The organism is Sphingomonas cellulosilytica (assembly GCF_052321755.1).
GTDB lineage: Bacteria > Pseudomonadota > Alphaproteobacteria > Sphingomonadales > Sphingomonadaceae > Sphingomonas.
In genome coordinates this window covers 124,196-140,211 of the sequence record NZ_JBQRTT010000004.1, presented here as the reverse complement: position 1 = coordinate 140,211, position 16,016 = coordinate 124,196, and the positions used below count along the sequence as shown (strand labels likewise).

The window sequence follows — 16,016 nt, the reverse complement described above, 5'->3', positions numbered from 1 at the left end:
GCGGCATGAGCACCTATATCCGGCCCACACCATTCAACCGGAGACCTCCTCATGGCCCTCATCGGCAGCAAGCTGAAGCCCTTCACCACCCAGGCCTACAAGCAGGGCAAGTTCGTCAGCGTCAGCGACGCGGACGTGCTCGGCAAGTGGGCGGTGTTCTTCTTCTACCCGGCCGACTTCACCTTCGTCTGCCCGACCGAGCTCGAAGACCTCGCCGACGTCTATCCGACGCTCCAGAAGATGGGCGTCGAGGTGTACAGCGTGTCGACCGACACCCACTTCAGCCACAAGGCGTGGCATGACAGCTCGCCGGCGATCGGCAAGATCAACTACTACATGCTCGGCGACCAGAACCACGCGATTAGCAACAATTTCGAGATCCTGCGCGAAGGCCAGGGCCTCGCCGATCGCGGCACCTTCGTGATCGATCCCGAAGGCACGATCCAGCTGATCGAAGTCACCTCGGAAGGCGTCGGTCGCAACGCCGCCGAACTGCTGCGCAAGATCAAGGCGGCGCAATATATCGCCGCGCATCCGGGCGAAGTCTGCCCCGCCAAGTGGGAAGAGGGCGAAGAGACGCTCGCCCCCAGCCTGGACCTCGTCGGCAAGATCTGACGACCCGCGCCGCCGCCCCGCGTAGCCCCTGGGGCGGCGGCCCTCCCTTTTACCTGTTCCTGGAGTACCCATGCTCGACGCCACTCTGACGCAGCAGCTGAAGGCCTATCTGGTCAACATCCGGCAGCCGATCGAACTGGTCGCCAGCCTGGGTGACGACGCCAAGTCGCGCCAGATGCGCGAGCTGATCGACGAGATCGCCGCGCTGTCCGACCGGATCACCGTCGCCGCCGACGACGACGCGCGCAAGCCCAGCTTCCTGATCCGCCGCACCGGCACGGATATCGGCGTGCGCTTCGCCGGCCTGCCGATGGGCCATGAATTCACCAGCCTGGTGCTCGCACTGCTGCAGGTCGGCGGCCATCCGTCGAAGGCCGCGCAGGACCTGATCGCGCAGGTCGAGGCGCTGGACGGCGACTTCCGCTTCGAAACCTATTTCTCGCTGTCGTGCGCCAACTGCCCCGACGTGGTGCAGGCGCTCAACCTGATGGCGGTGCTCAACCCGCGCGTCACCCATACCGCGATCGACGGCGCGCTGTTCCAGGAGGAGGTCGCCAGCCGCAAGGTGATGGCGGTGCCGACCGTCTTCCTCAACGGCGAACCCTTCGGCCAGGGCCGCATGGAACTCGAACAGATCGTCGCCAAGCTCGACACCGGCGCCGGTGCGCGCGCCGCGGAGAAGATCGCCGCCAAGGAGCCGTTCGACGTGCTCGTCGTCGGCGGTGGTCCCGCCGGCGCCGCCGCGGCGATCTACACCGCGCGCAAGGGCATCCGCACCGGCATCGCCGCAGAGCGCTTCGGCGGGCAGGTGCTCGACACCATGGCGATCGAGAATTTCGTGTCCGTCTCGCACACCGAAGGGCCGAAGCTCGCCGCCGATCTCGAACGGCACGTCCGCGAATATGACGTCGACATCATGAATTTGCAGCGCGCCGAGCGACTGGTCCCCGCCGCGACCGAGGGCGGCCTGCACGAGGTGGTGCTGGAGAACGGCGCGTCGTTGAAGGCACGCACGGTGATCCTGTCGACCGGCGCGCGCTGGCGGACGATGAACGTGCCGGGCGAGGACGCCTATCGCAACAAGGGCGTCGCCTATTGCCCGCATTGCGACGGCCCCTTGTTCAAGGGCAAGCGCGTCGCGGTGATCGGCGGCGGCAATTCGGGTGTCGAGGCGGCGATCGACCTCGCTGGCATCGTCGCGCATGTGACGCTGATCGAATATGATGCGGACCTTCGCGCCGACGCGGTGCTCCAGCGCAAGCTCGCCAGCCTGCCCAACGTGCGGATCATCACCTCGGCGCTCACCACGGAGGTGCATGGCGATGGCGAGCGGGTGACCGCCCTCTCCTATCGCGACCGCAACCACGACACGCTGCATCGCGTCGAGCTGGAGGGCGTGTTCGTACAGATCGGGCTGGTGCCGAACACCGAATGGCTGGCCGGCACGGTGGCGCTGAGCCCGCGCGGCGAGATCGAGGTCGACCATCGCGGCCACACCTCGCGCGCCGGCATCTTCGCCGCCGGCGATGCGACGACCGTGCCGTTTAAGCAGATCGTCATCGCCATGGGCGAAGGCTCGAAGGCGGCGCTGGCGGCCTTCGACCACCTCATCCGCCTGCCCGCGGAAGAAACCCACGACTGGGAACAGGCCGCGGAATAGCATCTCCAATTCCTCCCCTGCTGCGCAGGGGAGGAATGGTGCATCCTCCCCGGCACGGGGAGGTGGCAGCGCGTAGCGCTGACGGAGGGGGCTTCCTCATGCGACACCCTGCGCGGCGAGCCCCCTCCACCACCGCTACGCGGCGGTCCCTCCCCCGTGCCGGGGAGGAGCGCCAAGGCCAGGGCGGACTTAGGGGGTGGCATCCCCTGCCCCGCCCCTCTATCTCGCCGGCCATGGCGGCGACCTACCTCCCTACGCTCAAGCAGCTGCAATATCTCGTCGCGCTGAAGGACGCCGGCCATTTCGGCCGCGCCGCCGAGGCGTGCTTCGTCACCCAGTCGACGCTGTCGGCGGGCTTGCGCGAACTCGAAACGCTGATCGGCGTCACCCTGGTCGAACGCACCCGCCGCGTCGTCCGCTTCACGCCGCTGGGCGACCGCATCGCCGACAAGGCACGCCGCGTGCTGCGCGAGGCGGAGGAGCTGGGCGATATCGCCCGCGCCGCCGGCCGGCCGCTGTCGGGCGACATGCGGATGAGCGTCATCCCGACCATCGCCCCGTTCATGCTGCCCCACATCCTGCCCCGGCTGCGGCGCGACTACCCCGATCTCAAGCTGTTCCTGCGCGAGGAGCCGTCGGGCGCCGCCTGCGAAGGGCTGCACAACGGCCGCACCGACTGCGTGCTGCTCGCCCTGCCGTTCGCCTGCGGCGAGGTGGCGGTGCAGACCTTGTTCGACGATCGCCTGTTCGTCGCCTATCTGCCGCAGGACATGCCGAGCGACCCGCCGGCGGTACCCGCGGCGCTGATCGACGAAACGCGGCTGTTGCTGCTCGAGGACGGACACTGCCTGAAGGACCATGCGCTGTCCGCCTGCAACCGGCCCGAACTGCGCGCGGAGGCGACGATGCTCGGCACCTCGCTGCACACCATCGTGCAGATGGTCGACAACGGCCTCGGCCTCACCATGCTGCCCGAGATGGCGCTGAAGGCCGGCATCCTCGACCATACCGATATCGTCGCCCGGCCGCTCGACGCCGACAATGCGGTGCGACGCATCGCATTGGTGTGGCGGCGGGCGTCCCCGCGCGAAAAGGATTTCCAGCTGCTCGCCGAAGCTCTGGCGGAGGCGCGCTGATGCAAGGAGGCCGCGATATGATCCCTACGATCCGCAGAAGGGTGCGCCGCGCCGCGCCGTTGCTCGCCGCCCTGCTGGCCGGCTGCGTGCCCCCCACGGCCGCCCCCGTCGTCACGCCGCCGCCGGTGGTCAGCGCCGCCCCCGTCCCGGTCGATCCGTCGCTGATCGGATCGGAGGCGACCATCGCCGCCTCCATCGCCGCGACGCCGGGCTTCCACACGCTGGCGAACGAGCTGCGCACCGCCGAGCTCGACCCGCTGCTCGCCGGCCCCGGTCACTACACGCTGTTCGCACCGACCGACGCGGCCTTCACCCGCCTCGCGCCCGGCATCGCCAACGATCTGCTCGCACCGGAAAACCGCGCCGCGCTCGTCGCGCTGATGCGCTATCATGTCGTGCCGGGCACGGTGACGACCGAACAATTGACGCAGCGCATCCAGGCAGGCGGCGGCCGCACCGTGCTGACGACGCTGGGCGGCCAGCCGCTCACCGCGACGATGACGGGGAACGTCATCACGCTGACCAGCGCCACCGGCAACCGCAGCTATGTCGAGGCAGCGGACGTCGCGCAGGTCAACGGCGTGATCCACGTGGTGAACGGCGTGCTGGTGCCCACCCTGCCGCGTTAGGCCAACCCTGCCCCTGACGAGTCATTACGGGCTCCCTCCTTCACCAGCCCGGCGAGAGCGTGATGAGGTGGCACCAAACCGTTCGTGCTGAGCCTGTCGAAGCACAGGTGAGCGTGGATCAACGCCAGAATGTCCTAGCCGGTACAGAGGGCGAGAAGAACCGGCCCTAACGCGTCGCCCCCACATCGGACGGCCACCGCTACCGCCCCCAGCGCGCCGCCGCATCCGCGTCGCTGTCGCGCGCCTCCACCCAGCGCGCCTCGTCGCCGCGCGTTTCGCGCTTCCAGAACGGCGCGTCGGTCTTCAGCCGGTCGATCAGATAGGCGCACGCCTCCAGCGCCGCGGCGCGATGCGCCGCCGCCGCCGCGACGAAGACGATCCGTTCGCCCGGCCGCATCGGTCCGACGCGGTGGACGATCGTCGCGCCCTCCAGCGACCAGCGTGCCACCGCCTCTTCGGCGACGCGGGTCAGCGCCGCCTCGGTCGCGCCGGGATAATGTTCGAGTTCGAGCACGGCGACGCCGCCCGCCGCGTCGGCATCGGCGCGGACCAGCCCCGTAAAGGTGGCGACCGCGCCCGAGCCGTCCGCCGCTTCGGCGCGCGCAATCTCTCCGGCGATATCGATCGGCTCCGGCCCGACGGCGATGCGGATCATCCCCCGGTCACCGGCGGGAACAGCGCGACCTCGCGCGCGCCGACGATGCTGGCGTCCATCGCCACGAACGCCTGGTCGACCGCTGCGCGCAACCGACCGCGATCGGCCAGCGCCTCGGCGCTCGTCGCATCCCGCGCGGCGAGCCAGTCGACCAGCGCGGCGACGCTCGTCACCTCGGCAGGGGGCGTCACCACCTCGCCGCCGCGGCCCATGCGCTCGCGCACCCAGGCGAAATAGAGCAGGTCGATTCCCATCCGCCTCAATCCATGTGCTTCAAGCCGACGCGCAGGTAATCCCAGCCCGTCACCAGCGTCAGCGCCGCCGCCCCCCACAGGCAGGCAAGGCCCGTCACCTTGATCCACGCCTCCGCCGGCAACGCGCCGGCCAGGATCAGCGCACCGAACGCGACGAGTTGCAGCGTCGTCTTCCACTTGGCGAGCTTCGACACCGGCAGCGACACCTGCAGCCCGGCGAGGAATTCGCGCAGGCCCGACACCGCGATCTCGCGCAACAGGATGATGAGCGCGGCGATCAGGTGGACGCCGGTGATGAGCGCCATGTCGTCGTGCCGCGTGCCGACCAGCATCAGGATCACGGCGGCGACCATGATCTTGTCGGCGATCGGATCGAGGAACATGCCCAGTTTCGAGACGGCCCCCTGCGCGCGCGCCAGATAGCCGTCGAAATAATCGGTGATGCCCATCAGGCAGTAGAGCGCGAAGGCGATGCCGAAGCCCGCCTCCCACCGCGGCCACCACAGCAGCGCGACGAGCAGCGGCACCGCGACGATCCGCGACAGCGTCAAAAGGTTGGGCAAGGTCAGCATCCCCGCTCTCCTACCGCGCCCCGCGCGCCGACGTAAGCCCCGGTCGCCGCGCGCTTCTTCGCTACCCCGTTGGCGATGCCCCTGCACTCGGCTATGCCCGCCGCAGTTTCGCCACGATCGAAGGCCGACGTCTGCCATGTTGAATGCCATGGGGTTGCTGAAGCAGCGCCGCTTCCTGCCCCTTTTCACCACGCAGTTCCTGGGCGCGTTCAACGACAATCTGTTCAAGACGTCGATGGTGCTGTTCGCGACCTATGCGATCTTCAACGACCCGCACATGGAGGCGAATTTCAACGCGCTGGCGACCGGCATCGCCATCCTGCCCTTCTTCCTCCTCTCGGCGCTCGCCGGCCAGCTCGCCGACAGCCATGACAAGGCGCGCATCATCCGCATCGTCAAGACGGCGGAAATCGGCATCATGCTGCTCGGCGCGGCCGGGCTGATGGTCGCGCGCGCCGGCCAGCCGCATCTCGGCGTCGGGCTGATGCTGGGCGCGGTGCTGTTCCTCGGCGTGCATTCGACCTTCTTCGGGCCGATCAAATACGCGATCCTGCCGCAGCATCTCAAACCCTGCGACGTGCTGGGCGGCACCGGGCTGGTGGAGGCGGGCACCTACCTCGCCATCCTGCTCGGCACGATCATGGCGGGATGGATCCCGATCGAGGGCGCCGCGATCCTGGTGCTGGTCGTCGCCGCGATCGGCTGGATCTGCGCGCGGCAGGTGCCGCCCGCCCCGCGCGAGGGGCCGCGGCTGAAGCTCAACTACAATCCCTTCACCGCCTCGTGGCGGCTGATCAGCGCGACCATGCACATCCCGCGGCTATTCCTGGCGATCTGCGCGATCAGCTTCTTCTGGACGATCGGCGCGGTGCTCATCATCGTCTTCCCGCCCCTGGTGAAGAACGTGCTGACCGCCGACGAACGCGTCGCGAGCGGCGCCATCGCCGTCTTCTCGGTCGGTGTCGCGATCGGCTCGGTGGTCATCAACACCATGCTGAAGGGCAAGATCAGCGCCCGCTATTCCCCGGTATCGGTGATCGCGATGGGCGTGTTCGTGGTGATCTTCTCGCTGCTGTGCCGCACCTGGATGCCGGCCGCGCCGGGCCATTATTACGACTGGAGCCAGTTCGTCGCCCAGCCGCGCGCCATCCCGATCATGCTCAGCCTGCTCGCCATCGCGACCACCGGCGGCATGTTCGTGGTGCCGCTCTACGCCTTCCTCACCACCACCGTGGAAAAGGATCAGACCGCACGCACGGTGGCGGCCAACAATGTCGTCAATTCAGGCGCGATGACCCTGGGCTCGATCGCCGTGCTCGGCATCAACATGCTGGGGGTGCGCCCGGTCGACATGCTGCTGGTGGTGGCGGGCATGTGCCTGATCTCCGCCTGGATCGCGCAGAAACTCCACCTCGCCTGCGACTGAGGGCCGGCCCGGCCGTCAGAGCAGGAACGTGTAGAAGCAGGTGAAGAACGCCGCGAAGCTGAGCAGGAACAGCTTCCAGTCCTCGTCGTCGCGCTTGCGCACATCGGGCAGCACCGGGGGCGGCAGCGACCGTCGAAACGGGTGGCCGGCGGATTCGTTGGTCAGGACGAGGCGTCTGGTCATCATGGGCGAGTTAACGCTTTGTTTACGATTGGGACCAGCGGCAAAGGTGGTTAAGCCGCAGCTGTCCGAGGATGGGACAGGCCGCAGGACAGGGTGAGAGAGGTTTACCGATGAGTGTCGCATTCCGCCGCGAGAGCGACGAGGAGCATCTGGAGCCCAAGTTCGAACTGCCGATCCCCGCCGGCCCCAATCTGGTGACTGGCGCCGGCAAGGCGCTGATCGACACGCGGATCGCCGAAATCGAGCGGACGCTCGGAAAGGCGACCGCGGAGGAGGCCGAGCCGCTGCGCCGCGACCTGCGCTATTGGCAGACCCGCCGCGCGACCGCGATTCCGACTCCCGCTCCCGCCGACGGCAGCGCCGGCTTCGGCACGCGCGTCACGATTCGCCTCGGCAATCGCACCCGCACGATCGCCATCGTCGGCGACGACGAAGCGGATCCGCACGCCGATCGGCTGGCCTATGGCGCGCCGCTCGCCCATGCCCTGATCGGTGCGGAGCCGGGCGATCTGCTGCCGTTCAACGGGCGCGACGATGCGATCGAGGTGCTGGGCGTCGAACCGATCGACCTGCCGGACTGAGCCGAGCTACGAGATCGCGTGCGATCCCGTAGCTCGACCGTCGGGCACCGGGGAGCGCCCGGATATCGGCGGAGCCAGTATGGGAGAGAACGCCGCCGATCCGCGATCCTATCACATAATCATGTTGCCGCCATATGTCCGGCGCGACATTCCGGCGCAATCTGCCGGTCGCATGGCGGGGCCGAAAGAGGTCCCGCCCGTCATGCCAGCGCCATCCGTCCATCCCAGTGCCGCAGCACGATCGATCGCGACCTGCATCGCCATCGGCCACCGCCCGACGCGCAAACAGACGGAGGACGCCGGCGTCCGCCGCGCGCGCTGCCGCTGCTGCGGCCTGCAACTGATGCGCACGGCGATCAGCCGCCAATGGATCATCGCCGACCGGCTGGGCTGATCGAAGAGCGCCGCACCTGCCATCGCCTGATGACACCACGGAAACCGGATCGCCCGATGACACCACGGAAACCGCATCGCCTGATGACACCACGGAAACCGTTCGTGCTGAGCCTGTCGAAGCACAGATGAGTCTCATGCCCTCCGACAGGATCAGGGCAAACGGAGATGCAGTGCGCCGTGTCGACAGACTCATCTTCTAAACGGGCAGCACCACCCGCGCGATCGCGCCGCCGTCCGGATGGTTGGCGATCGTCGCATCGCCGCCATGTGCCCGCGCGACGCCGCGCACGCTGCTCAGCCCCAAGCCGATGCCGCCGGTGTCGCGATTGCGCGAGCGCTCGCCGCGGAAGAAGGGTTCGAACAGATGGTCGAGGTCGTCGGGGTCGATGCCCGGCCCGTGGTCGCGCACCACGATCACCGCATGGCCTTCCATCCGCTCCAGCGACACCTCGGCATCGCCCGCATATTTCAGCGCATTACCGACCAGATTGGCGACCAGAGCCTTCAACCCGACCGGATCGCCCTCGATCACCAGCGGATCGCCATCGTGCAGCATCACCGCCTCGCCGCGATCCTCCAGATCGTCGGTCACGCTTTCCACCAGCGAGCGCAGGTCCAGCCGCCGCCGCTCGCCGCCTTGCGTCGCATCGCGGAAGAAGGCGAGCGCCGCCTGGATCATTGCCTGCATGTCATGGATATCGGCCTCTGCGGCGTGGCGCAGCGGCTCGGGCGCCTGTTCCAGCCGCAGCCCCAGCCGCATCAGCGGCGTGCGCAGGTCGTGGGCGATCGCCGCGATCATGGTCGTGCGGTCCTCGACATAGCGGTTGAGCCGCGCCTGCATGCGGTTGAACGCCGCGGCCGCATCCGCGATTTCCGCCGGGCCGCCGAGCGGCACGGGCGCCGCCCGCGGGTCGCGCCCCAGCCGTTCCGCCGCGGCACCGAAGGCGGCGATCGGCTTGGTCAGCCGCCGCGCCAGCAGCCACGCAAAGGGCGCCAGCGCCACCATCGCCGCCAGCAGCCACAGGAAGGCACGCCACCGCCAGCTCTCGAACCCGGTCCGCGCCGCGCGTGCGGTCAGCCAGCTGCCGTCCGTCTGCTGCACAGACACGGCGAAATGGCCGAACAGGATCTGGTTGCGCGCATCGGGCGATCGCGGCGGCTGCGGCATGCCGGGGCGATGCGGCATCGGGCCGAAGAACATCGGCGGCGGCCCGCCGAAATGCACCCGCACCCGCTCGGCCGGCACGCCCAGCAGGCCGGCGATGATCCCGCCGATCCGCGTGCCGCGCTCGTCGAACGGCTCGGGATTTTCGGGGTCGCGTGCCAGCAACAGCTCGCCCGTCGCATCGCGGCCTGAGCGCAGGGCGGCGGCGACCTGCGGCGCGGAATAGATGCGCGGCGTCGGCGGGGTGATGAACACCACCAGCGCGACGTTCAGCGCCTGCACGCTGGCGACGCTCAGCAGCATCAGCAGGAAGATACGCCAGAACAGCGACTTGCGCACCCACGCCAGCCCCGCCTTCCAGCGACGCGCCATGCTCACAGGCGGCTGACCTGCGGCACGAACAGATAGCCTTCGTTGCGGATGGTGCGGATGATCTCGTCGCCGCCGCTGCGCAGCTTGCGGCGCAGCCGGCTGATCTGCACGTCGATCGCCCGGTCGAAGGCATCGGAATTCGGGCCGCGTGCCGCCTCCAGCAGCCATTCGCGGGTCAGCACGCGGCGCGGCCGCTCGGCAAAGACGCGCAGCAGCGCGAATTCGCCATCGGTCAGGCCGACGAGCACGCCCTGCGCATCGAACAGTTCGTGCGCCAGCAGGTCCATCGTCCACCCGTCGAACGTCAGGCGGGATCGGTCGGCGGGTTCCGCCTGCTGCCGGCTGCGCAGCGCCGCCCGCAGCGTCGCCAGCACCTCGCGCGCGCTGCACGGCTTGGGCAGGTAGTGGCTCGCGCCGATCTCCAGCCCGACGATACGGTCGCGCTCCTCGCCCAGCGCGCTCAGCATGATGACCGCCGGCCCGCCATCGCGGGTGATGCGGCGGCAGGCGGAGATGCCGTCCTCGCCCGGCATCATCACGTCGAGCAGCACCGCATCGATCCGTTCGCGCTCCAGCACCGCATCCATCTCGCGCGTGTTGGCGGCGGCATGGACGCGGTAGCCGCGCGCGCCGAGGCTCTGGGTCAGCAGGCTGCGGATATCGCGATCGTCGTCGACCACCAGGACCGCGGCGGGATCGTCACCCGGATGGCCCGCCCCCGAACCGCCCCTGTCATGCTGTTGGCTCATCATGCTGCCTTCATGCCCGCGATTTGTTGCCGCAGGATATCAGCGCAGGCTCGCCCGGTCACCGCGCCCATGTGCGCGGCTGACATTCGCCGGCAACATTGGGCTGGTTCGGTGCCGCCACCATCGGGGAGCCGCTTGCCATGAACCGTACCATCGCCATCCTTCTCGCCACCGCCCTCGGCTGCACCGCGGCCGGTGCATCCGCCCAGGCCCATCGCCGCGTCTTCATCAGCCCGATGGGCCAGCCGTTCCGCGCGACCGACACCGCACCCGATCCGGAACGCGCCTGGTTCACCGCGGTGGACGCCAACGGCGACGGCATCGTCACCGCCGCCGAATTCCGCGCCGACGCCGCGCGCTTCTTCGCGATCCTCGACCGCAAGCATGACGGCGAGATCGATCCCGACGACATCGACTATTACGAAAACACGCTCGCCCCCGAGGTCCGCTCCAACGAAGGGCCGGGGATCAGCGCGAGCACGGCGGGATCGGAAGGCGAATCGAAAGCGCCCGCCTATGATTCGCGTCGCCTGGGCGCGGCGCGCTTCAGCTATTTCGACCTGCCCGAGCCGGTGACCTCGGCCGATCGCAACTTCAACCGCGGTATCGACGCCCGCGAATTCGCCGACGCCGCCGACAAGCGCTTCGATGCGCTCGACAAAAGGAAGGACGGCAAACTCACCTGGGACGAGCTGCCCCACGTCAGCGGCCGGATGGAAGGCCCGCAGCGCCGCGGTAAGGGCGGCCCGAGCGGCGGCGGCCATCGCGGCGGCGGCCGTGGTATGCGGGGCGGCGGTGGTGGCGGTTTCGGGGGAGCGGGCGGCGGCTTCGGCGGCGACTAAAACATTCGGCGCACCCGGCTCGCCAGATTCCCGTTCGCCCTGGGCCTGTCGAAGGGCAGGCTCAGGGCGAACGGATCAGGTTTGACGCGCGACTCCCTGCGCGAGACGCTCCCGCCTCAATCGAGGCGGCGCGCCAGTTCCTTGTTCAGCCCCAGCGCAACCAGCGTCGCCACCGCGCCCGACAGCAGGTAACCACCCGCCGCCAGCAGCCCGAACTGGCTCGCCAGCACCAGCGCGGCGAGCGGCGCGAAACCGGCACCGAATAGCCAGGCAAGGTCCGACGTCAGCGCCGCGCCGGTATAGCGCGCCCGCTTGGGGAAATTGTTGGTCACCGCGCCCGACGACTGGCCGAACGACAGGCCGAGCAGCACGAAGCCGCCGATCATGAAGGCGAGCTCGCCCGCATCGCCGACCGCCAGCAGCTGCGGCGCGAAGCCGCTGAACACCGCGATGCCGACCGCCGTATAGCCGAGCACCGAACGCCGCCCGATCCGGTCGGCGAGCAGGCCCGAGATGACGACCGAGCCCAGACCGAAGAACGCGCCGATGATCTCGATGCCGAGGAAGCGGGCGATATCCTCCTTGGTGAACAGCGCGACCCAGGAGAGCGGGAACACCGTCACCATGTGGAACAGCGCGAAGCTGGCGAGCGGGGCGAACGCACCGATGACGATGTTGCGCCACTGCGCCTTCACCGTCGCGGTGACGCGGCTGGGCGTCAGTTCGCGGCTCTTGAACAGCTCGGTATATTCCGGCGTCACCACGATGCGCAGGCGGGCGAACAGCGCCACCACGTTGAGCGCGAAGGCGACGAAGAAGGGATAGCGCCAGCCCCACGACAGGAAGTCCACCGCCTCCATGTTGGCGAGCAGGAAGGCGAACAGCGCGCTCGCCACGATCAGGCCGAGCGGCGCGCCGAGCTGCGGCACCATGGCATACCAGCCACGCTTCTCCGGCGGCGCGTTGAGCGCCAGCAGCGAGGCCAGGCCATCCCAGGCACCGCCGAGGGCAAGGCCCTGACCGATACGGAAGGCGGCAAGCAGGAACGCCGAAGCCATGCCGACCTCGGCATAGCCGGGCAGGAAGGCGAGCGACACGGTGGAGGTGCCGAGCAGGAACAGCGCGATCGTCAGCTTGGTGCCGCGGCCGTATTCACGATCCACCCACATGAAGATCTGCGTGCCGATCGGCCGCGCGATGAAGGCGAGCGGAAAGAGGGCGAACGACCACAGCGTGCCCGTCAGCCGGTCGACATAGGGGAAGACCAGCGCCGGAAAGACGATGACGGAGGCGATGGCATAGCAGAAGAAGTCGAAGAATTCCGACGTCCTGCCGATGATGACCCCGATCGCGATCTCGCCCGGACGGACCTCATGGTCGCCCCGGGTGTTGACGGCACGTGCATCGCGTTCGAGCGGCGCGGAATGGGCGGAAGCCACTGACATGTATCACAGTCCTGTCGTCTCGCGGCCCTGGAGCCACCGGTCACAAACGCATGTCCTGCCCGTTCGGGTGCAGCGCAAGCGGCTTCGTGTACCGCAAGCCATGTTACGGCTCGATAGGACAAAATGTCCTATTCCGCCGGCCACTTGCCAGGCGTAGCGGAGATGACGATGCGAACCCTTCCGTTCCCCCGCGCCCGCTCCGCATGCGCTGCCGCCCTTGCGCTCGCCGCCCCGCTGCTGCTCGGCGGCTGCGACTGGGTGGTCATGAACCCCACCGGCGATGTCGCTCGCCAGCAGGCGCACCTGATCCTGTGGTCGACCGGGCTGATGCTGCTCATCATCATCCCCGTCATCGCGCTCACCATCCTGTTCGCGTGGAAATACCGCCACACCAACGAGGATGCGGAATACGCGCCCGACTGGGACCATTCGACGGGGCTCGAACTCGTCATCTGGGCAGCGCCGCTGATGATCATCATCGCGCTGGGCGCGCTGACCTGGATTAGCACCCACGCGCTCGATCCCTATCGCCCGCTCGCCCGCCTCGCCAAGGGGCAGCCGCTCGCCAAGACCGACAAGCCGCTGGAGATCCAGGTGGTGTCGCTCGACTGGAAGTGGCTGTTCATCTACCCCGAACAGGGTGTGGCGACGGTCAACGAGCTGGTCCTGCCGGTCAACCGCCAGGTCCGCTTCCGCCTCACCTCGTCGTCGGTGATGAACACCTTCTACGTGCCGACCATGGCGGGCATGATCTACACCATGCCGGGCATGGAGACGCGGCTGCACGCGGTGCTCAACAGGCCCGGCCGGTTCAACGGCTTTTCCGCCAACTACAGCGGCGCCGGCTTCTCGGAGATGGACTTCGTCGTCACCGCGACCGACGATGCCGGCTTCGCAGGCTGGGTGAACAAGGCCCGCGCAGCCGGACAGCGGCTCGATCTTGCCGCCTACAACCAGCTCGAACGTCCCAGCGAGAACGTGCCGCCCACACGCTATGCCGGCGCCGCCCCGCAGCTGTTCGACCGCATCCTCGGCATGTGCACCAAGCCCGGCGAGACGTGCATGCAGGCGACGATGATGAAGGACATGCACGCCGGCGGCGGCCATGGCTCGGCCGTCAACGACACGCCGCACCAGCGCGGCAGCGACGCCAAGGGCGCGATCCTCAAGGAGCCGGAGGAAAAGGGCAGCAGCCCGCATATGACCCAGCCGCGCGGCAAGCCCGAAGGCAGCACCGAACCCGGTTCGGGCGCCAACCGCAACATGACCTCGCTCGACCCGACCGCCCTCCCCGGCCGGGTCGCGACCGCCCGTTCGTAGGACCGACACGATGTCCGATTCGCTTCTCAAGACCATCTTCGGGCGGCTGACGCTCGAAAGCTTCCCGATCCACGAACCGATCCTGATCGCGACCTTCGCCGGCGTCGCGCTGGGCGGCATCGCGCTGGTCGCCGCCCTCACCTACTTCAAGGTCTGGGGCTATCTGTGGAAGGAGTGGTTCACCAGCGTCGACCACAAGAAGATCGGGATCATGTACATGATCCTCGGCATCATCATGCTGCTGCGCGGGTTCTCCGACGCGATCATGATGCGCATCCAGCAGGCGATCGCCTTCGGCCCGAACGACGGCTACCTGCCCGCGCACCATTACGACCAAGTGTTCACCGCGCACGGCGTCATCATGATCTTCTTCGTGGCGATGCCCTTCGTCACCGGCCTGATGAACTATGTCGTGCCGCTGCAGATCGGCGCGCGCGACGTGTCGTTCCCCTTCCTCAACAATTTCAGCTTCTGGATGACCGCGGCGGGCGCGGCGATCGTCATGGTCAGCCTGTTCGTCGGCGAATTCGCGCGCACCGGCTGGCTGGCGATGGCGCCGCTGTCGGGCCTCGACTATTCGCCCGACGTTGGCGTGGATTATTACATCTGGGCGCTACAGGTGGCGGGCGTCGGCACCTTGTTATCCGGCGTCAACCTGCTCGCGACCATCGTCAAGATGCGCGCGCCGGGGATGACCCTCATGAAGATGCCGATCTTCACCTGGTCGGCGCTGACCACCAACGTGCTGATCGTCGCCGCCTTTCCGGTGCTGACCGCGGTGCTCGCGCTGCTCAGCCTCGATCGCTATTTCGGCACGCACTTCTTCACCAACACCATGGGCGGCAATCCCATGATGTACGTCAACATGATCTGGATCTGGGGCCATCCTGAGGTCTACATCCTGATCCTGCCGGCGTTCGGCGTGTTTTCGGAAGTCACCTCGACCTTCTGCGGCAAGCGCCTGTTCGGCTATACGTCGATGGTCTACGCGCTGCTGGTCATCACCATCCTTGCCTATCTCGTCTGGCTGCACCACTTCTTCACCATGGGGTCGGGGGCGAGCGTCAATTCGTTCTTCGGCATCACCACGATGATCATCTCGATCCCGACGGGCGCGAAAATCTTCAACTGGCTGTTCACCATGTACAAGGGGCGGATCCGCTTCGAATTGCCGATGATGTGGACGATCGCGTTCATGATCACCTTCGTGATCGGCGGCATGACCGGCGTGCTGCTCGCGGTGCCGCCCGCCGACTTCGTGCTGCACAACTCGCTGTTCCTGGTCGCCCACTTCCACAACGTCATCATCGGCGGCGTGCTGTTCGGGATGTTCGCCGGGATCAACTATTGGTTCCCGAAGGCGTTCGGCTTCAAGCTTGATCGCAAATGGGGCACGATCAGCTTCTGGTTCTGGGTGATCGGCTTCTACGTCGCCTTCATGCCGCTCTACGTGCTCGGCCTGATGGGCGTGACGCGGCGCCTGCGCCACTTCGACGATCCCAGCCTGCAGATCTGGTTCATCATCGCCGCCATCGGCGTCGCGATGATCGCGGTCGGCATCGCCGCCTTCCTGATCCAGTTCTACGTCAGCTTCCGCAACCGCGAGCAGCTGCGCGACTTCACCGGCGATCCGTGGAACGGTCGCAGCCTGGAATGGGCGACCTCGTCGCCGCCGCCGGCCTACAACTTCGCCTTCACGCCGGTCGTCCGCGATCTCGACGCCTGGTACGACATGAAGTCGAACAACGCCGTGCGTCCGACCGGGGGCTTCCGCGACATCCACATGCCGCGCAACACCGGTGCCGGCCTGATCCTGGCCGGGCTGTCGGGCGTCTTCGCCTTCGCGATGATCTGGTACATGTGGTGGCTGGCGGTGCTGGCGTTCGTCGCGCTGGTCGCGGTCGCGATCGGCCACACCTTCAACTACGACCGCGATTACTACATCCCGGCGGCCGAGGTGACCGAGGCCGAGGATCTGCGCACACAGCAACTCGCCGCACGGGGGGCCTGAGGACC

17 protein-coding genes are annotated in these 16,016 nt (G+C 67.9%); 10 read left to right on the top strand and 7 right to left on the bottom strand.

Annotated elements, in window-relative coordinates:
• The first annotated feature begins 51 nt into the window (after nt 1-51).
• From ahpC to ACTZQ5_RS08120, 4 genes are all read left to right on the top strand, one after another.
• Nucleotides 52-615 (top strand): alkyl hydroperoxide reductase subunit C, encoded by a 564-nt coding sequence (ahpC, locus tag ACTZQ5_RS08135; RefSeq protein WP_443584673.1) that lies wholly within the window; start codon nt 52-54, stop codon nt 613-615.
• Nucleotides 616-685: 70 nt separating this feature from the next.
• Complete coding sequence (gene ahpF / locus ACTZQ5_RS08130) at nt 686-2,275, top strand: alkyl hydroperoxide reductase subunit F (RefSeq protein WP_443584672.1); 1,590 nt, start codon at nt 686-688, stop codon at nt 2,273-2,275.
• A 233-nt stretch (nt 2,276-2,508) separates the two neighbouring features.
• Nucleotides 2,509-3,411, top strand: coding sequence for a hydrogen peroxide-inducible genes activator (locus ACTZQ5_RS08125; RefSeq protein ID WP_443584671.1), 903 nt, complete (start codon nt 2,509-2,511; stop codon nt 3,409-3,411).
• Nucleotides 3,412-3,428: 17 nt separating this feature from the next.
• Nucleotides 3,429-4,040: a fasciclin domain-containing protein gene (locus ACTZQ5_RS08120; RefSeq protein WP_443584670.1), complete on the top strand. Its 612-nt coding sequence runs from the start codon at nt 3,429-3,431 to the stop codon at nt 4,038-4,040.
• Nucleotides 4,041-4,239: 199 nt separating this feature from the next.
• Here ACTZQ5_RS08120 and ACTZQ5_RS08115 read toward each other — a convergent pair whose 3' ends face one another.
• From ACTZQ5_RS08115 to pgsA, 3 genes are read right to left on the bottom strand one after another with little or no spacing between them, the layout of a single operon-like run.
• Nucleotides 4,240-4,695: a molybdenum cofactor biosynthesis protein MoaE gene (locus ACTZQ5_RS08115; protein WP_443584669.1), complete on the bottom strand. Its 456-nt coding sequence runs from the start codon at nt 4,693-4,695 to the stop codon at nt 4,240-4,242.
• Nucleotides 4,692-4,949: a molybdopterin converting factor subunit 1 gene (moaD, locus tag ACTZQ5_RS08110; RefSeq protein ID WP_443584668.1), complete on the bottom strand. Its 258-nt coding sequence runs from the start codon at nt 4,947-4,949 to the stop codon at nt 4,692-4,694. The genes ACTZQ5_RS08115 and moaD overlap by 4 nt, the downstream gene beginning before the upstream one ends.
• 5 nt (nt 4,950-4,954) lie before the next feature.
• Nucleotides 4,955-5,521: a CDP-diacylglycerol--glycerol-3-phosphate 3-phosphatidyltransferase gene (gene pgsA / locus ACTZQ5_RS08105; protein WP_443584667.1), complete on the bottom strand. Its 567-nt coding sequence runs from the start codon at nt 5,519-5,521 to the stop codon at nt 4,955-4,957.
• A 136-nt stretch (nt 5,522-5,657) separates the two neighbouring features.
• Here pgsA and ACTZQ5_RS08100 point away from each other — a divergent pair, with 136 nt between their 5' ends.
• On the top strand, nt 5,658-6,947 hold the full coding sequence (locus ACTZQ5_RS08100) for an MFS transporter (RefSeq protein WP_443584666.1): 1,290 nt from the start codon (nt 5,658-5,660) through the stop codon (nt 6,945-6,947).
• A 15-nt stretch (nt 6,948-6,962) separates the two neighbouring features.
• On the opposite strand, the gene ACTZQ5_RS08095 is transcribed toward ACTZQ5_RS08100, so the two are convergent.
• Nucleotides 6,963-7,130: a hypothetical protein gene (locus ACTZQ5_RS08095; RefSeq protein ID WP_443584665.1), complete on the bottom strand. Its 168-nt coding sequence runs from the start codon at nt 7,128-7,130 to the stop codon at nt 6,963-6,965.
• Nucleotides 7,131-7,240: 110 nt separating this feature from the next.
• Here ACTZQ5_RS08095 and ACTZQ5_RS08090 point away from each other — a divergent pair, with 110 nt between their 5' ends.
• Together ACTZQ5_RS08090 and ACTZQ5_RS08085 are read left to right on the top strand one after the other, a co-directional pair.
• A complete protein-coding gene (locus tag ACTZQ5_RS08090; RefSeq protein WP_443584664.1) occupies nt 7,241-7,711 on the top strand; it encodes a GreA/GreB family elongation factor in 471 nt (156 codons plus the stop codon).
• Nucleotides 7,712-7,832: 121 nt separating this feature from the next.
• Nucleotides 7,833-8,105: a hypothetical protein gene (locus ACTZQ5_RS08085; protein WP_443584663.1), complete on the top strand. Its 273-nt coding sequence runs from the start codon at nt 7,833-7,835 to the stop codon at nt 8,103-8,105.
• Nucleotides 8,106-8,303: 198 nt separating this feature from the next.
• Here ACTZQ5_RS08085 and ACTZQ5_RS08080 read toward each other — a convergent pair whose 3' ends face one another.
• A complete protein-coding gene (locus ACTZQ5_RS08080; protein ID WP_443584662.1) occupies nt 8,304-9,644 on the bottom strand; it encodes a sensor histidine kinase in 1,341 nt (446 codons plus the stop codon).
• Between the two features lie 2 nt (nt 9,645-9,646).
• Nucleotides 9,647-10,393 (bottom strand): response regulator, encoded by a 747-nt coding sequence (locus ACTZQ5_RS08075; RefSeq protein ID WP_443584661.1) that lies wholly within the window; start codon nt 10,391-10,393, stop codon nt 9,647-9,649.
• A gap of 140 nt (nt 10,394-10,533) precedes the next feature.
• Between ACTZQ5_RS08075 and ACTZQ5_RS08070 the strand changes: the two genes are divergently transcribed.
• Entirely contained in the window at nt 10,534-11,235 is a 702-nt protein-coding gene (locus ACTZQ5_RS08070) for an EF-hand domain-containing protein (protein WP_443584660.1), read from the top strand.
• Between the two features lie 116 nt (nt 11,236-11,351).
• Here ACTZQ5_RS08070 and ACTZQ5_RS08065 read toward each other — a convergent pair whose 3' ends face one another.
• The gene (locus ACTZQ5_RS08065; RefSeq protein ID WP_443584659.1) at nt 11,352-12,680 is read right to left on the bottom strand and encodes an MFS transporter; all 1,329 of its coding nucleotides are present in this window, start codon (nt 12,678-12,680) and stop codon (nt 11,352-11,354) included.
• Between the two features lie 168 nt (nt 12,681-12,848).
• On the opposite strand from ACTZQ5_RS08065, the gene cyoA reads away from it, so the two are divergent.
• Nucleotides 12,849-14,000, top strand: coding sequence for a ubiquinol oxidase subunit II (gene cyoA / locus ACTZQ5_RS08060; RefSeq protein ID WP_443584658.1), 1,152 nt, complete (start codon nt 12,849-12,851; stop codon nt 13,998-14,000).
• A 10-nt stretch (nt 14,001-14,010) separates the two neighbouring features.
• Complete coding sequence (cyoB, locus tag ACTZQ5_RS08055; protein ID WP_443584657.1) at nt 14,011-16,011, top strand: cytochrome o ubiquinol oxidase subunit I; 2,001 nt, start codon at nt 14,011-14,013, stop codon at nt 16,009-16,011.
• Nucleotides 16,012-16,016: the final 5 nt, after the last annotated feature.

Coding starts and splice junctions, on each gene's coding strand:
- ahpC (WP_443584673.1), top strand. CDS start 52: ATGGCCCTCATCGGCAGCAAGCTGAAGCCCTTCACCACCCAGGCCTAC.
- ahpF (WP_443584672.1), top strand. CDS start 686: ATGCTCGACGCCACTCTGACGCAGCAGCTGAAGGCCTATCTGGTCAAC.
- ACTZQ5_RS08125 (WP_443584671.1), top strand. CDS start 2,509: ATGGCGGCGACCTACCTCCCTACGCTCAAGCAGCTGCAATATCTCGTC.
- ACTZQ5_RS08120 (WP_443584670.1), top strand. CDS start 3,429: ATGATCCCTACGATCCGCAGAAGGGTGCGCCGCGCCGCGCCGTTGCTC.
- ACTZQ5_RS08115 (WP_443584669.1), bottom strand. CDS start 4,695: ATGATCCGCATCGCCGTCGGGCCGGAGCCGATCGATATCGCCGGAGAG.
- moaD (WP_443584668.1), bottom strand. CDS start 4,949: ATGGGAATCGACCTGCTCTATTTCGCCTGGGTGCGCGAGCGCATGGGC.
- pgsA (WP_443584667.1), bottom strand. CDS start 5,521: ATGCTGACCTTGCCCAACCTTTTGACGCTGTCGCGGATCGTCGCGGTG.
- ACTZQ5_RS08100 (WP_443584666.1), top strand. CDS start 5,658: ATGTTGAATGCCATGGGGTTGCTGAAGCAGCGCCGCTTCCTGCCCCTT.
- ACTZQ5_RS08095 (WP_443584665.1), bottom strand. CDS start 7,130: ATGACCAGACGCCTCGTCCTGACCAACGAATCCGCCGGCCACCCGTTT.
- ACTZQ5_RS08090 (WP_443584664.1), top strand. CDS start 7,241: ATGAGTGTCGCATTCCGCCGCGAGAGCGACGAGGAGCATCTGGAGCCC.
- ACTZQ5_RS08085 (WP_443584663.1), top strand. CDS start 7,833: ATGTTGCCGCCATATGTCCGGCGCGACATTCCGGCGCAATCTGCCGGT.
- ACTZQ5_RS08080 (WP_443584662.1), bottom strand. CDS start 9,644: ATGGCGCGTCGCTGGAAGGCGGGGCTGGCGTGGGTGCGCAAGTCGCTG.
- ACTZQ5_RS08075 (WP_443584661.1), bottom strand. CDS start 10,393: ATGAGCCAACAGCATGACAGGGGCGGTTCGGGGGCGGGCCATCCGGGT.
- ACTZQ5_RS08070 (WP_443584660.1), top strand. CDS start 10,534: ATGAACCGTACCATCGCCATCCTTCTCGCCACCGCCCTCGGCTGCACC.
- ACTZQ5_RS08065 (WP_443584659.1), bottom strand. CDS start 12,680: ATGTCAGTGGCTTCCGCCCATTCCGCGCCGCTCGAACGCGATGCACGT.
- cyoA (WP_443584658.1), top strand. CDS start 12,849: ATGCGAACCCTTCCGTTCCCCCGCGCCCGCTCCGCATGCGCTGCCGCC.
- cyoB (WP_443584657.1), top strand. CDS start 14,011: ATGTCCGATTCGCTTCTCAAGACCATCTTCGGGCGGCTGACGCTCGAA.